Source organism: Streptomyces sp. NP-1717 (assembly GCF_022695985.1).
GTDB lineage: Bacteria > Actinomycetota > Actinomycetes > Streptomycetales > Streptomycetaceae > Streptomyces.
In genome coordinates this window covers 1-13,010 of sequence record NZ_JAAPBF010000207.1, presented here as the reverse complement: position 1 = coordinate 13,010, position 13,010 = coordinate 1, and the positions used below count along the sequence as shown (strand labels likewise).

The window sequence follows — 13,010 nt, the reverse complement described above, 5'->3', positions numbered from 1 at the left end:
GCCCCCCTGCTGCCGGTCCTCACCGTCGTCGCGCTCCTCGCCGTCCCGGTGGAGGGCACAGCCGGTGACGGATCCGCCGGTACCGGGACGGTGGCCGACGCCGCGTCCGCGCTGCTGGTCGTCTTCTGCGTGGTACGGGCGATGCGCGAGCGCGCCCGGCCGCTGACCCGAACGGCCGCGCTGGTACTGGGACTTCCCGTCTTCGGCGTCTGCGTCGCCGCGATCACCTCCGCCGACCCCGCCTCCAGCCTGCCGGGCGTGGCGCGCTACCTCCAGATCTTCGTGCTGGTGCCCGGCGCCCTGCTCCTGCTGATCAGACACCGCCGGGACTTCCGGCTCGTCGCCTGGGCGATGGTGGTCCTCGCGCTGGTGCAGGGGCTCATCGGCGTCGTCCAGTACCTGACCGGCACCGGCGCCTCGTACATGGGCGAGGACATCCGCGCCGTCGGCACCTTCGGTCCCACCGACGTCATGGGCATGGCCACCATCGTGTCGTACGGTCTGGTCGCCGCCGTCGGACTGGCCCTGGGCGCGGGAGCGGAGAGCGGTCCGGACGGCGCGCGGCAGGTGCCGCGCGGACAGCGCGCCGCCGCGCTCTGCTGCGCCGCACTGCTCTTCCTGCCGCTCGTGGTCTCCTTCAGCCGCGGGGCGTGGATCGCGACGGTCGCGGCCGTCACGCTGCAACTCGTGCTCTCCGGGCCGCGCCGCGCGGCCCGGGTCGCGCTCGTGACGGCGGCGCTCGGCGTCGTACTCGTCGGCGGATTCGGCATCGGCTCGCAGATGGTCTCCGAACGGCTCGGCAGCATCACCGAGGTCACCGAGACACCCGACCGGTCGGTCACCGACCGGTACACGATGTGGGCGGCGGCGGGCGGGATGTGGCGCACCGATCCGGTCACCGGCGTCGGGCTGAAGGCCTTCCCCGCCCACCGCGACAGCCACTCCTCGATCGCGTTGTCGTCGGGCAGCGACACGGCCGGCGCGGGGATGGCATTCCGGCGCCAGCCGCTGCTCTCCCCGCACAACATGTATCTGCTGGTCCTCAGTGAGCAGGGAATCATCGGCCTGCTGGCCCTCGCCGGGAGCTGGGCGGCGCTGCTGGTGCTCGCCCTGCGGCGACTGCCCGGCGCACGCCGTGGACGCACCGGCGCCGACTGCGCGCTCGTCGCCGTCGGACTGCTGGTCTGGCAACTGGTGGACTTCGGCTACGCGGACATCGGCGGGCCGTCCACGGTGCTCACCGCCGTCGTGCTCGGTCTGGCGGCCTGGTGGGCGCTCGACCGGCGGGCCGACCGGGGACCGGGTGCCGCGTGACCGATCTGACGGACGCGACACAGTCCCCGACGGCGAAGACCACGGAGGGTACGGACAGCACGGACAACACGGACAGCGCGACGACTGCGAAGACCACGCCGCCCAACGGGGCCGCGGTCCCCGGCCGACGGCCGCCGCCCCCACCGCCACCGCTCGCGGACACCGCGACCTCGCTGGCGGAGAACACCGCTCAGGAGAACACCGCTCAGGCGGAGACCGGTCCGGAGAGCGCCGGTCCGGAGAGCGCCGGTCCGGAGAGCGCCGGTCCGGAGAAGACGGATACGGGCAGCCGCGGCGGCCACCTCTCCAACCGCTTCCTCGCCCGCGCCGCCCTGCTGACCGCCCTCCTCACCGCCGCCGGCGCGCTGCTCGGTCTCGTACGCGACCAGACCATCGCCCACCTCTACGGCGCGGGCCCCGACACCGACGCGTTCCTCGTCGCCTGGACCGTCCCCGAAGTCGCGTCGACGCTGCTCATCGAGGACGCGATGGCGCTCATCCTGGTGCCCGCCTTCAGCCTCGCGCTCGCGCGCCGGGCCAAGGACCGGCCACTCCTCGACCGCGATCCCGTGCACGCCCTGCTGCGTACGACCCTGCCGGGTCTGCTGCTCGTCCTCAGCGCGGGCGCCGTCCTGCTGATGCTCGCGGCGCCATGGGTCGTCGCCGTGCTCGCCCCCGGCCTGCCGGACACCCGACTGGCCGTCGACTGCACCCGGTTGACGGCGACCTGCGCCTTCAGCTTCGGTATCGCCGGATACTGCAGCGCCGCGTTGCGGGCGCACGGCAGCTTCGTACCGCCCGCGATGATCTACGTCGCGTACAACATCGGCATCATCGCCACGATCCTGTTCCTCAGCGAGCGGCTCGGAGTGCGGGCGGCGGCGGCCGGGGTCGCCATCGGCGGGGTCCTGATGGTCCTCGTCCAGGCCCCGGTCGTCTGGCGGAAACTGCGCCGGCGCCGCGCGACGGCGGAGCAGACCCGTGAGCACGCGCCGGAGTACGCCCCGGAGCAGCGGAACGAACCCGGCGACGAGCAGCCGGCCGAGGAGCAGCGGACCGACGAGCAGCCGCCCGGGGACAGGCCCGGCGGCGGCGCCCGGCCGCTCGTCGCCCTCGGACTGCTGGCCCCCGTCATCGTCTTCGCCCTCACCCGTCAGTCCCAGGTCCTCATCGAACGCTTCCTCGCCGCGCCCCTGCCCGCCGGCGCCATCTCGCATCTCAACTACGCGCAGAAGGTCGCGCAGATGCCGATGGTCCTGTCCCTGATGCTCTGCACGGTCACCTTCCCCGTCGTCGCCCGCGCCATGGCGGCGGGGGAGACCGACCGGGCCAGACGACGCGTCGAGCGAGACCTCGCACTCGCCGGTGTCATCGTGCTGGTGGGCGCCGCGACCGTCGTCGCCTGCGCCCCTCAGATCATCGAAATCCTCTTCCAGCGCGGCGCTTTCGACCGTGCGGACACGGCGGCCACCGCCACCGTGATGCGTGTGTACGCACTGGGGCTGCTCGGCCACACCCTCGTCGGGGCCCTCGTCCGCTGCTACTTCTCCGCCGCGCGTCCCCTGTGGTTCCCGGCCCTCGCCATGTTCCTCGGTCTCGTCCTCACCACCGTCGGCGGCGGACTGCTCGTCGGCGTCTGGGGCGTCCTCGGTATCGCGGCGGGCAACGCGCTGGGCATCACCGTCACCGCCGTACTGCTGCTGAACGGCGTCGCCCGGCACAGCGTTCCGGTGCGGGTCCGCCACATGACCGGAGGGCTCGTCAAACTCAGCGCCGCCGCCGCGTCCGCGACCGGCGCCGGCTGGATCTGCGGCGCCCTCATCCCCTCACCGGTCCCGGCCGCGGCCGTCGCCTGCCTGGTGGTCGCGGCCGTGTTCCTCGTCATCGCCCGCGCCGTCCAGGCACCCGAGATCGACTCCATCGTCCGCTCCGTCACAGGAAGGTTCATCGATGTCCGCTGATACGGTGCCCGCCGGCCCCATGTGGGCAGCCATGTACCACTCGATCACCGACCCGACCGACGACCCCTACCAGGTGACCGTCTCGCCCGGCCGGCTCGACCGGCAACTGCGCTGGCTGCGCCGCCGTGGCCTCACCGGCGTGAGCATGGAGCGCCTGCTGCTCGCCCGCGCGCGGGGCACCCACACCGGACTCGTCGGCCTCACGTTCGACGACGGCTACGCCGACTTCCTGACGAACGCCGTGCCGTTGCTGCACCGTTACGAGTTCACCGCCACCGTCTACGCGCTCCCCGGCCGCCTCGGCGGCACCAACGAATGGGACCGCCTCGGCCCGCGCAAGCCCCTCCTCACCGCGGACGGCATCCGCGAGGCGGCCGCCGCGGGCATGGAGGTCGGCTCGCACGGACTGCGCCACACCGACCTCACCAAGGCCGACGACGCGCTGCTGACCGAGGAGACACGCGGCAGCCGGGAGGCGCTGAGCGCGATCACGGGCGCCGAGGTGACCGGCTTCTGCTACCCGTACGGCACGGTCGACAGGCGCGCCGTCGCCGCCGTACGGGAGGCCGGTTACCGGTACGCCGTCGGTATCGACCCCGGCCCGCTCACCGGCCTGTTCGCCCTGCCGCGCATCCACATCGGCCAGGAGGACAACGCTCCCCGGCTGTTCCTGAAGCGCGCGCTGCACAGCCGGCGCCGCGAGCCGGTCCCGTACGGCCCCTACCCGTCCGTGGTGGCGGGCGGCGGGCGCTCGCGGCCCGCGACCGTACCGGAGGGCGGCGGCGCATGAAGGTACTGCACGTCATCACCGGCCTCGGCATCGGCGGCGCCGAACAGCAACTGCGGCTCCTGCTCGGCCGGTTGCCCACACAGAGCGCCGTCGTCTCGCTCACCAACCCGGGCGCCGTCGCACGGGGCATCGTCGCCGACGGCTTTCCCGTCACGGACCTCGACATAAGAGGCAACCGCGACATCGGCGCGCTGCCCCGGCTGACGGGGCTGATCAAGGACGGCCGGTACGACCTGGTCCACACTCACCTCTACCGCGCCTGTGTGTACGGACGCCTCGCCGCGCGCCTCGCGGGCGTGCGCACCGTCGTCGCCACCGAGCACTCGCTGGGCGCCACCCAGATCGAGGGCCGCTCACTGACCCTCGGGGCCCGCGCCCTCTACCTCGGCAGCGAACGCCTCGGTACGGAGACCGTCGCCGTCTCCACGACCGTCGCGAACCGGCTGCGCCGCTGGGGGGTCCGCCGCGACCGTATCCATGTCGTGCCCAACGGCATCGACGTGCCGCGCTTCGCCTACGACGAGACGGCCCGGCTCAAGGCGCGGGCCGAACTCGGCCTGCCCGCAGAGGCGTTCGTGGTCGGCGGCATCGGCAGGCTCAGCGAGGGCAAGCGCTTCGACACCCTCGTCAGGGCCGTCGCCGCCCTGCCCGGCGCCCGTCTCCTGCTCGTCGGCGAAGGGCCCGAGCACGACCGGCTCAAAGACCTGGCGGCGGAGCTGGGCGCCGCCGACCGCGTCCTGCTGCACGGCCCGTGTGAGGACCCGCCGCCGAAACCCGCCGCCGGCAACGGACCTGACCTGCCGTCACTGCTCGCCGCCATGGACCTCTTCGTCTCCACCTCCGCGGACGAGGCTTTCGGGCTCGCCGTGATCGAGGGCCTGGCCGCCGGCCTGCCCGTCCTGTACGTCACCTGCCCCGCCCTGACGGACCTGCCCGCCGACGCGGCGCCCGCCGCCCGCCGGATCACCGGATCGGTCGACGGTCTCGTCGCCGAACTGAGCGCGGCACAGGGGCGGTTCGCGGCCGGAGACGGCCCGCCCCGGCTGCCGGTCCCACCCGCGGCCCGCCATTACGACATCTCCCGCAGTGCCGAACAGCTGATGTCCGTCTACGACCGCGCCCTGCGCCGGAACGGCTCGTCCGAGCCCGCCCTCCGGCGCCCGGCCACCCCCGAGGAGTGAGTGAGTGATGATCGACAACATGAACGGTCCACGCCGCGCGGGCACCTGGCCCGGCCGCGTCATGGCGAGGACGAGGGCACTGTCCTTCTGGATCGTGCCGGTCTGCGTCCTGATCGGGGCGCTCGCGGGCGGCGGGTACGGGATGCTCCGCACCCCGCAGTACTCCGCCACCAGCTATGTGCTCGTCGTGCCGACCGACAAGACGGACCCGGCCGCCGCGCTGGGCTTCGCGCAGGCCTACGGGCGGGTCGCCTCACAGGTCGCCGCCTTGGGCGACGCCCAGGTGTGGGCCGGGGTCTCCTCCAAGGTCCTCAAGGAGAACGTCACCACGGTCACCTCGCCCGACGCCCCGATGATCTCGGTGACGGCCACGTCGAGCCGCGCGCAGACGGCCGCTAGCATGGCCGACGGCGTCGCGCGTTCGCTGGTGCTCAACGGCACGCAGATGCAGGGCAGTACGAACGTACGGGTCGTCCAGTTCTCGCGTGCGGTCAAGCCCACCAGCCCCGTTTCCCCGTCGGTGCCGCTGGCCGCGCTCGTCGGCGGCGCCGCGGGCGGACTGCTCGGCGGACTCGTCGTCCTGGTCCGCCCCAAGCGCCGGCGCGACGAGGTGCACGCGACCGTCCCCGGTCCATCGACGGCATCGGTGCCGCAGACGGAGAGCGTGTGATGGCGGCGGAACCGACCACCCGCGACCGAGGACCTGTCCGGCGGATCTTCGTGCGCCCCCGCACGGCCCCGGCCACACCCGCCGGAAGAGGCACCTTCACACCACTGACGTCGGAGATCTGCCGCGACCCCGGCCGCTTCGGCGCGCTCGCGGCCGAGTGGACCGCGCTGCACCGCCGCTCCGGCGCGGCCACCCCGTTCCAGAGCCACGCCTGGCTGCACTCCTGGTGGCTGTCGTATGGCACCCCCGGGCGGCTCCGCGTCGTTCTCGTACGCCGTGGCGGCACCCTCGTCGCGGCGGCGCCGCTGATGCTGGCGCACCGGCCGGTGCCCGTCCTGGTCCAGCTCGGCGGCGGCATCTCCGACTTCTCCGACGTCCTGCTCGACGACGACTGCGCCGACAGCGCGGCCCCGGCGCTCGCGAAGGCCCTCGCCGTCGCCGCGCGCGGCGCCGTGATCGACCTGCGGGAGGTACGGCCCGGCGCCGCCGTCGAACGTGTCTACGAGTGCTGGGACGGTCCGCGCGACCGGCTGGCGGACTCGTCCTGTCTGGAACTGCCCGCCGTCCCCATGGACGAACTGCTCGGCCGCCTCTCGTCGTCGCGCGCCCAGCGCGCCAGGGCCAAGATCCGGAAGATCGACTCGCTCGGCATCGAGGCGCGCGTCGTGCCCGTCGGCGAGATCCCGAACTCCGTCGAACGCCTCCTGCATCTGCACCGGCTCCAGTGGCAGGGACGCGGCGTCACCACGGAACACCTCAGCGCGCGCTTCTCGGCGCATCTGACCCGCTCGGTGCGCTCCATGGTCGAGCACGGCGACGCGATGGTCACCGAATTCCTGCTCGCGGGCGAGGTGGTCGCCGCCGACCTCACGCTGATGTCACCCCGGCTCGGGGGCGGCTATCTGTACGGCGCCGACCCGATGCTGCGCGACCGGAAGGTCGACGTCGCCACGATGCTGCTGCGCGAGAGCGCCCGGCGGATCAGCGCCGACGGGCGCTCGACGCTGAGCATGCTGCGCGGCAACGAGCCGTACAAGCACCACTGGCGCCCGGAGACCGTCCGCAACCAGCGGCTGCTGATGGCGCGCGGGCTGCTCGCCCCGTCGCTCCGGCTGGTCGCCACCCAGGCCGCCGCGCGCGACCGGGCTGCCGTCCTGGTCAACGAGCGGCTGCCGGCGATGAAGGCGGGCCTGGCGAAACGGACGCGCCGCGGCGACGGCAAGGGCTGACCCCGAAGTGCCCCGGCCGCCGCCGCGACAGGACGGTCAGGTCAGGTCAGCCAGCGCTCCCAGCTGCCGACCCCGAGGCACATCCTCTTGCCGAAGAGGGCCTCGAACCACGAACTGAGCGTCGATTGCGCGCAGTTCGAGGTGGGCGCACCGGGGTTCGCCGGGGTGCTGGTCTCGGGCACGGGCACCGCGGGAGTGCTCGGCCCGGGCGACGCCCCCGGCTTCAGCCCGTACATCGCGGATTGGAACACCTTCGACGACTGCGGATTCGTACCGCACTGCCACACCCCGTGCGGACAGTAATCCGTGAGCGTCTGATACAGCGGCCGGTGCTCCTCGAACCACTTCAGCATGCCCCGCATGTACGTGGGGTTGTCGCCGTTGCGGAAGAGGCCCCACTCCGGATAGGAGACAACCTTTCCATGCTCGGCGGCGAACTCCACGTGCTTACGGAGCCCGTAAGGCTCATTCACCTGCTCCTCGAACGTCCCGCCCGAAGGCTGGTCGTAGGCGTCCATTCCCATGATGTCCACGACGTCGTCGCCCGGATAACAATCGGTCCAGGCGATGGCGTCCTTTCCTCGGTTCGGCGCGAAATCGAAACGGAATTTCTGGCCCGGGACCGCGCGCATGGTGTCGACGATCCGCTTCCAGTACGCCTTCCACGCCGTCGGATCGGGGCCGCAGCGGTGCGTGTACGTCGTGCCGTTCATCTCCCAGCCGAGTACGAGGACGGTGTCCGGCACACCCAGCGAGACGAGCCGCTCGGCCAGCACCTTGAAGTGCCGGTCGTAGTCACCGCGCGCGCCCCGGCGCAGTTCCACGCGTACGAGGATGTCGGGAACGCGGGCCTCGTTGCGTTCGAGCATGGGGACGTTGAGCACGAGCATGCGGTCGGCGTCGGCCTTCTTCCAGGTGGCCCAGTCACTCAGGAAGGTCGGGCTGCCCTCGATGTTGGACCAGAGGTCGCCCGGGAGATAGGTGTGCCCGACCCGCAGCTCCGTACCGCCGAGCCACTTCTGCATCTCGGCGATACGGCGGATTCCGTCGGGGCCGTAATTGAGATACGCGCCGGCCGCCGTTGACGTGACTTCTGGTGATGCGGGACTGGCGGAAGCGTCGGAGCCGGCGGCGTCGGTCGCCGTCGGCAGCACGGAACCTGAAAGAAGGAGGCCGGCCGTGATGACACCCAGACAGGTGCTGATCAGTCGTCGGCGCCGATAGGGCATGTGTGCTCCTCATAAGGGGACGCGTTCCTGGGTCGCACTGATCCAAAAGTATTTGTAATAAGGCGTTCGGGAATCCGGTCGCCCGTCCGGATGGACCGTTAGTGAATTTCATCCCTCGCATGGGTCATCGAAAATGAAGGACACCGCCGTGGTGAGCTTTGACAGTGCCGTCCCCGCCGTCCTGGTGCGGCTCGACCGGAATCCGTTCCACCACGGAACCCTCGGCGCCGTCAGATCCCTCGGCCGGGCCGGAATCACGGTGCACGCGGTGATCGAGTCGCTCCGGAGCCCGGTCGCCGGATCCCGGTATCTGCACAGCGGGCATCCGCGTCCCGACCGGACCCCGGACGACGCGGCGGGCCCCCGGTCGGCCGCGCACGAGGACGAGAAACTGCACGGGCTGCTGCTGCGGATCTCGGAGCGGCTCGGCGCCCCCGCCGTCCTCGTCCCGCTCGACGACCGGAGCGCCATCTCGGCCGCCCGGCTGCGCCCCCGGCTGGCCGGGCGCTATCTCCTGCCCGAACAGCCGTCAGGGCTGCCGGAGCGGGTCGCCGACAAGGCGGAACTGGCCGCGATCTGCGGCACGCTCGGCCTGCCGCACCCCCGCACGGTCGTCCCCGGCGACCCCGGGGAGGCCGCGCGGGCGGCGTCGGCGCTCGGGCCGCCGGTGGTCGCCAAGTGGAGCCGGCCCTGGCTGCTGCCCGAGGGGTCCGGGCTGCGCAGCACCGTCGTGGTCCGCTCGCCCCGGGAGGCCCGGGAACTGTTCGCGCGCGGTACGGAGGCGGGAAGCCGGCTGCTGCTCCAGAAACTGCTGCCGCCGGGCCGGGACCTCGACTGGTTCTTCCACGGCTGCGGCGGTCGCGACGGCACCCTCCTGATGGGCGCGGCCGGACGCAAGGAACGGTCGTGGCCGGTCGGGGCGGGGCTGACGGCCGTCGGCCGATGGCTGCCCAACCCCGCCGTGGAGCGGCTCGCGCGCGAGGTGATCGCCGCGCTCGGCTACCGGGGCATCGCCGATCTCGACTTCCGGCTCGACCCCGCCACCGGCGCGTACCACCTGCTCGACTTCAACCCGCGGCCCGGAGCCCAGTTCCGTCTCTTCACCGACGCGTCGGGCCTGGACGTCGTGCGCGCGCTGCACCTGGATCTCACCGGGCGCCCCGTCCCGCCGCAGGTCCCCGTGTACGGCCGGAGGTTCGTGGTCGAGAACTACGCGCTGCTGTCCCTGATGTCCCCGCTCTTCCCGGCCGGCCGCCGGCGCGGTGGCCGGCCGCGGGGGTCCGGGGCCGACCCGCGGATCCGGGCGGGGGGCACGGAGACGGCGTGGTTCGCGCGGGACGACCCGCGCCCCGCGTACGCCATGACCGCGGCCTGGCTCCGGCGCGCGGCGCGCGGCGGAGCCGTCGGCGGCCCACGCCCCAGCAGCCCCCAGAGAAGTCAACAGAACCGAGAGAGCGGTGAACTCCTATGCAGGACTTGGTAGTTGTGGGTGCGGGCCCTTACGGGCTGTCCATCGCCTCGCACGCGGCGGCGGCCGGGCTCCAGCCACGTGTGTTCGGCAGGCCGATGGCCGCCTGGCGGGACGGGATGCCTCCGGGCATGTTCCTGAAGTCGGAGCCGTGGGCGTCGAACCTGTCGGACCCGAAGGGCGCCTTCTCGCTGGCCGCCTACGCGACCACCAAGGGGGTCCAGGCCCGGCACGGAGTCCCGCTGCCGGTCGGATTCTTCGCCTCGTACGGCCTCTGGTTCGCCGCCAACGCGGCGCCTCCGGTGGAGGAACGGACCGTCACCGCCGTACGGCCCCGCGCCGGCGGCGGGTTCCAGGTCACCGTCGACGACGGCGACGGCGGCGGCGGTGAGACGTTCCTCGCCCGTACGGTGGTGCTCGCCGTCGGCGTCCGGCCCTTCGCCGACGTCCCCGGCCCGCTCCGCGTCCTGCCGCCCGAGCGGGTGTCGCACAGCGTCGACCACGCGGACCTGACGCGCTTCAAGGGGATGGACGTGACGGTCGTCGGGGCGGGCCAGGCCGCGCTGGAGACCGCGACACTCCTCGCCGAACAGGGGACGGCCGTACGCGTGGTCGCCCGCGCCCGCGACCTGCACTGGAACACCCTCCCGCCGCCCCTGGAACGCCCCTTCGGCGATGCCGCCCGCGCCCCGCACACGGGGCTGGGCTGCGGCTGGCGGAACTGGCTCTACGCACAGACCCCCGGTCTCTTCCACCGGCTGCCCACATCGACGCGCGCCCGCGTCTCCACCTCGGCGCTCGGCCCGGCCGGCGCCTGGTGGCTGCGCGGGCGGTTCGAGCCCGCGGTGGAGGCCCGGCTGGGCGAGAGCGTCGCCGCGGCCGCCCCGGCCGGGGGCCGCGTACGGCTCGAACTGGTCTCCACCCGCGGATCCGTGGACTCGGTCATGACGGACCATGTCATCGCCGCCACCGGCTTCACCCCGCGGCTGGACCGGCTCGGGCTGCTCGACGAGCGGCTGAGCCGCAGACTGCGCACCGTGGGCGCGAGCGCCGCCCCCGACACGGACACCGTCTTCGAGACCTCGCACCCCGGTCTGTTCGTGACCGGTCTGCTGAGCGCGCCGTCGTTCGGCCCGTCGATGCGCTTCGTGTTCGGCGCGTCGTACACGGCGGGCCGGGTCGTACGCGGGGTGCGGCGCCGGCTGGGAACGGGGCCCCGGGATACGCGGCCGGGAGAACCCCGCGAGATTCTCCCGGCCGGCGCGGCGCAGACGAACTGGCTGGAGCGGTTCTGACGGACGGGCCCGGCCGGCAGAACCGGATCCGGGACAGACCTAGACGCGCGCGCCGGGGCGGTTGCGGCGGTAGAGGATGCCGCCCCCGAGCAGCAGGCCGGCGCTGACCGCGGCGCCGGCGAGCAGGTTCATGTCCGCGCCTGTCCGGGCCAGCTGGTCGAAGGCGCCGGCCTCCTGGACGTCACGCGGGTGCTGCGGGTTGTGGGGGACGGGCACGTTCGGAGGCTCGACGTTGCGGTCCCCGGGCGGCTTCGGCGGGTCGCGCGGGTCGGTCGGGTCGGGCGGGTCGACCGGGGTCGGCGGGAGCACCGGGGCTTCCGGGGTCTTCCCGTCGACGCCGTTGGCGCAGGAGTTGCCGAAGGCCGGGTTCAGCACGCCGACCAGGTCGACGCTGTTGCCGCAGACGTTCAACGGGATGTCGAGCGGGGCCTGGACGAGGTTGCCGGACAGCAGCCCCGGGGAGTTCTGGGCCGTGCCGGAGGCCGACGACCCGCTGTGGCCGGCGTGGCTCGCGGGGGCCGCGTGGCGGCCGTGGCCCTTGGGCGACGAACCGCTGCCGTGCCCCTGGTGGCCGCCGTGCGTCGAGCCGGCCTGGTCGCCGTGGTCCGTGCGCCGCGGGCCGGAGTGCGGGGCCTGGCCGTGCGCCCCGTGGGCCGCGGGCTCGGCGCGCGGGCCGTCGTGCTGCTTGGGCGGGGCCTGGTGGGGCTTGGGCGCCGCGTGCGCACCGGAGGAGTTGCCGCAGCCGTTGCCGAAGGCGGGGTTGCCCACACCGACGGGATTCACCGTGTTGCCGCACACGTTGACCGGGATCTCGACGGGCGCCTGGACGCTGTTGCCCGACAGCAGCCCCGGGGACCCGGCGGCGGTGGCGCCGCTGTCGGTGGCCTGGGCGTACCCACCGCTCATGGTCAGCACGCTCGACGCCGCCGCGGCGGTGAGCAGTCCTTTGCCGATGAGTTCTCGCATCTGTTCTCCTGATATCGCCGGTGTCTCGCTGGTGCGTCGGTGTATCGGTGTCGACGGGGCCCGGTCCCGGGGGAGCGGTGTCGACCGAGGCCGGTCCCGAGGCGCGTGTCGCCGTACGCCTCGGGACCGGCCGATGCCCTCAGGGCGTTTCAGCGCCTGTCAGACGTCGGACGTCGGAACGTCAGGCGTTGATGCAGGTGTTGCCGAAGGTGGGGTTGAGCAGACCGATGATGTTGATGCTGTTGCCGCACGCGTTGACGGGAACGTGAACGGGGATCTGGACGACGTTGCCGGACAGGACGCCCGGGGAGCCCACGGCGGCACCTTCCGCGCCGGCGTCGGCCATCGCCGGCGAAGCGGCACCGACGGCCAGGAGTACACCAGCGACGACGGTCGCGGCTTTCTTGCCATTCATGGTTGAGCCCTTTCCACAACGGGGGTCGCGCGCGCGGCTCTTCTGCCACGCGAACACGGCTCTATCGGCCCGCACCGCCGTTGCTGGAACTCCAACGAGTACGCGCTTATGAGGAAACTGCCCTGATTTATGGCGTTTGTTGGTTCACTCGATCGCCGCGAGAAATAATGTTTCCGCAAGTGCGGGACCGTTCTTGTGACACGAAGGTCGGCCGGAGCGAATTCGCCCCGGCCGACCTTCGCCGGCCCGGAGTCCCGTCGCGCATGGCAGCGGCTGTCAGCCGTTGCCCGCACCGTTCGCCGAGAGGAGCGCGATGTCCTCCAGGATGTGCGAGAGGGGCTCGTCGCCCTTCGCCTGGGTGGAGTTCTCGACACACTGCTGGTTCTGCGGGGAGGACAGGACGTTGATGTCCTGGACCGTGATCGGCGCGGCACCCAGCAGGGACCCGGCGTTGATCTTCGCCGGCAGGCCGATGCAGGGCTTGTTGAGCGA

Annotated in this window: 12 protein-coding genes; 8 read left to right on the top strand and 4 right to left on the bottom strand. The window is 72.7% G+C overall.

Translation table 11 applies throughout. The features are described from left to right. The 6 genes from GXP76_RS28770 to GXP76_RS28745 form a co-directional block, all read left to right on the top strand. Positions 1-1,314: O-antigen ligase (locus GXP76_RS28770; protein ID WP_242574541.1), on the top strand; the 1,314-nt coding region annotated here is incomplete at its 5' end. Continuing rightward, positions 1,311-3,275, top strand: coding sequence for a murein biosynthesis integral membrane protein MurJ (gene murJ / locus GXP76_RS28765; protein WP_242574540.1), 1,965 nt, complete (start codon positions 1,311-1,313; stop codon positions 3,273-3,275). The genes GXP76_RS28770 and murJ, both read left to right, overlap by 4 nt. Then, complete coding sequence (locus GXP76_RS28760) at positions 3,265-4,065, top strand: polysaccharide deacetylase family protein (protein ID WP_242574539.1); 801 nt, start codon at positions 3,265-3,267, stop codon at positions 4,063-4,065. The genes murJ and GXP76_RS28760 overlap by 11 nt, the downstream gene beginning before the upstream one ends. Beyond that, complete coding sequence (locus tag GXP76_RS28755; RefSeq protein WP_242574538.1) at positions 4,062-5,246, top strand: glycosyltransferase; 1,185 nt, start codon at positions 4,062-4,064, stop codon at positions 5,244-5,246. The genes GXP76_RS28760 and GXP76_RS28755 overlap by 4 nt, the downstream gene beginning before the upstream one ends. A gap of 7 nt (positions 5,247-5,253) precedes the next feature. Further along, on the top strand, positions 5,254-5,916 hold the full coding sequence (locus GXP76_RS28750) for a lipopolysaccharide biosynthesis protein (RefSeq protein ID WP_242574537.1): 663 nt from the start codon (positions 5,254-5,256) through the stop codon (positions 5,914-5,916). Continuing rightward, positions 5,916-7,145, top strand: a complete 1,230-nt coding sequence (locus GXP76_RS28745; protein WP_242574536.1) for a GNAT family N-acetyltransferase — start codon at positions 5,916-5,918, stop codon at positions 7,143-7,145. The genes GXP76_RS28750 and GXP76_RS28745 overlap by 1 nt, the downstream gene beginning before the upstream one ends. 41 nt (positions 7,146-7,186) lie before the next feature. Here GXP76_RS28745 and GXP76_RS28740 read toward each other — a convergent pair whose 3' ends face one another. Continuing rightward, positions 7,187-8,374, bottom strand: coding sequence for a glycoside hydrolase family 26 protein (locus GXP76_RS28740; RefSeq protein ID WP_242574535.1), 1,188 nt, complete (start codon positions 8,372-8,374; stop codon positions 7,187-7,189). A gap of 148 nt (positions 8,375-8,522) precedes the next feature. On the opposite strand from GXP76_RS28740, the gene GXP76_RS28735 reads away from it, so the two are divergent. Then, positions 8,523-9,857, top strand: coding sequence for an ATP-grasp domain-containing protein (locus GXP76_RS28735; protein WP_242574534.1), 1,335 nt, complete (start codon positions 8,523-8,525; stop codon positions 9,855-9,857). Beyond that, positions 9,842-11,137, top strand: coding sequence for an FAD-dependent oxidoreductase (locus GXP76_RS28730; RefSeq protein WP_242574533.1), 1,296 nt, complete (start codon positions 9,842-9,844; stop codon positions 11,135-11,137). Before GXP76_RS28735 ends, GXP76_RS28730 begins: the two co-directional genes overlap by 16 nt. Before the next feature lie 39 nt (positions 11,138-11,176). Here the strand turns inward: GXP76_RS28730 and GXP76_RS28725 are convergent, their stop codons facing one another. The 3 genes from GXP76_RS28725 to GXP76_RS28715 all read right to left on the bottom strand — a co-directional run. Next, the gene (locus GXP76_RS28725; RefSeq protein ID WP_242574532.1) at positions 11,177-12,103 is read right to left on the bottom strand and encodes a chaplin; all 927 of its coding nucleotides are present in this window, start codon (positions 12,101-12,103) and stop codon (positions 11,177-11,179) included. Positions 12,104-12,284: 181 nt separating this feature from the next. After that, positions 12,285-12,518: a chaplin gene (locus GXP76_RS28720; protein ID WP_242574531.1), complete on the bottom strand. Its 234-nt coding sequence runs from the start codon at positions 12,516-12,518 to the stop codon at positions 12,285-12,287. A gap of 276 nt (positions 12,519-12,794) precedes the next feature. Then, positions 12,795-13,010: rodlin (locus GXP76_RS28715; protein WP_277993943.1), on the bottom strand; the 216-nt coding region annotated here is incomplete at its 5' end.

Coding starts and splice junctions, on each gene's coding strand:
- GXP76_RS28760 (WP_242574539.1), top strand. CDS start 3,265: ATGTCCGCTGATACGGTGCCCGCCGGCCCCATGTGGGCAGCCATGTAC.
- GXP76_RS28755 (WP_242574538.1), top strand. CDS start 4,062: ATGAAGGTACTGCACGTCATCACCGGCCTCGGCATCGGCGGCGCCGAA.
- GXP76_RS28750 (WP_242574537.1), top strand. CDS start 5,254: ATGATCGACAACATGAACGGTCCACGCCGCGCGGGCACCTGGCCCGGC.
- GXP76_RS28745 (WP_242574536.1), top strand. CDS start 5,916: ATGGCGGCGGAACCGACCACCCGCGACCGAGGACCTGTCCGGCGGATC.
- GXP76_RS28740 (WP_242574535.1), bottom strand. CDS start 8,374: ATGCCCTATCGGCGCCGACGACTGATCAGCACCTGTCTGGGTGTCATC.
- GXP76_RS28730 (WP_242574533.1), top strand. CDS start 9,842: ATGCAGGACTTGGTAGTTGTGGGTGCGGGCCCTTACGGGCTGTCCATC.
- GXP76_RS28725 (WP_242574532.1), bottom strand. CDS start 12,103: ATGCGAGAACTCATCGGCAAAGGACTGCTCACCGCCGCGGCGGCGTCG.
- GXP76_RS28720 (WP_242574531.1), bottom strand. CDS start 12,518: ATGAATGGCAAGAAAGCCGCGACCGTCGTCGCTGGTGTACTCCTGGCC.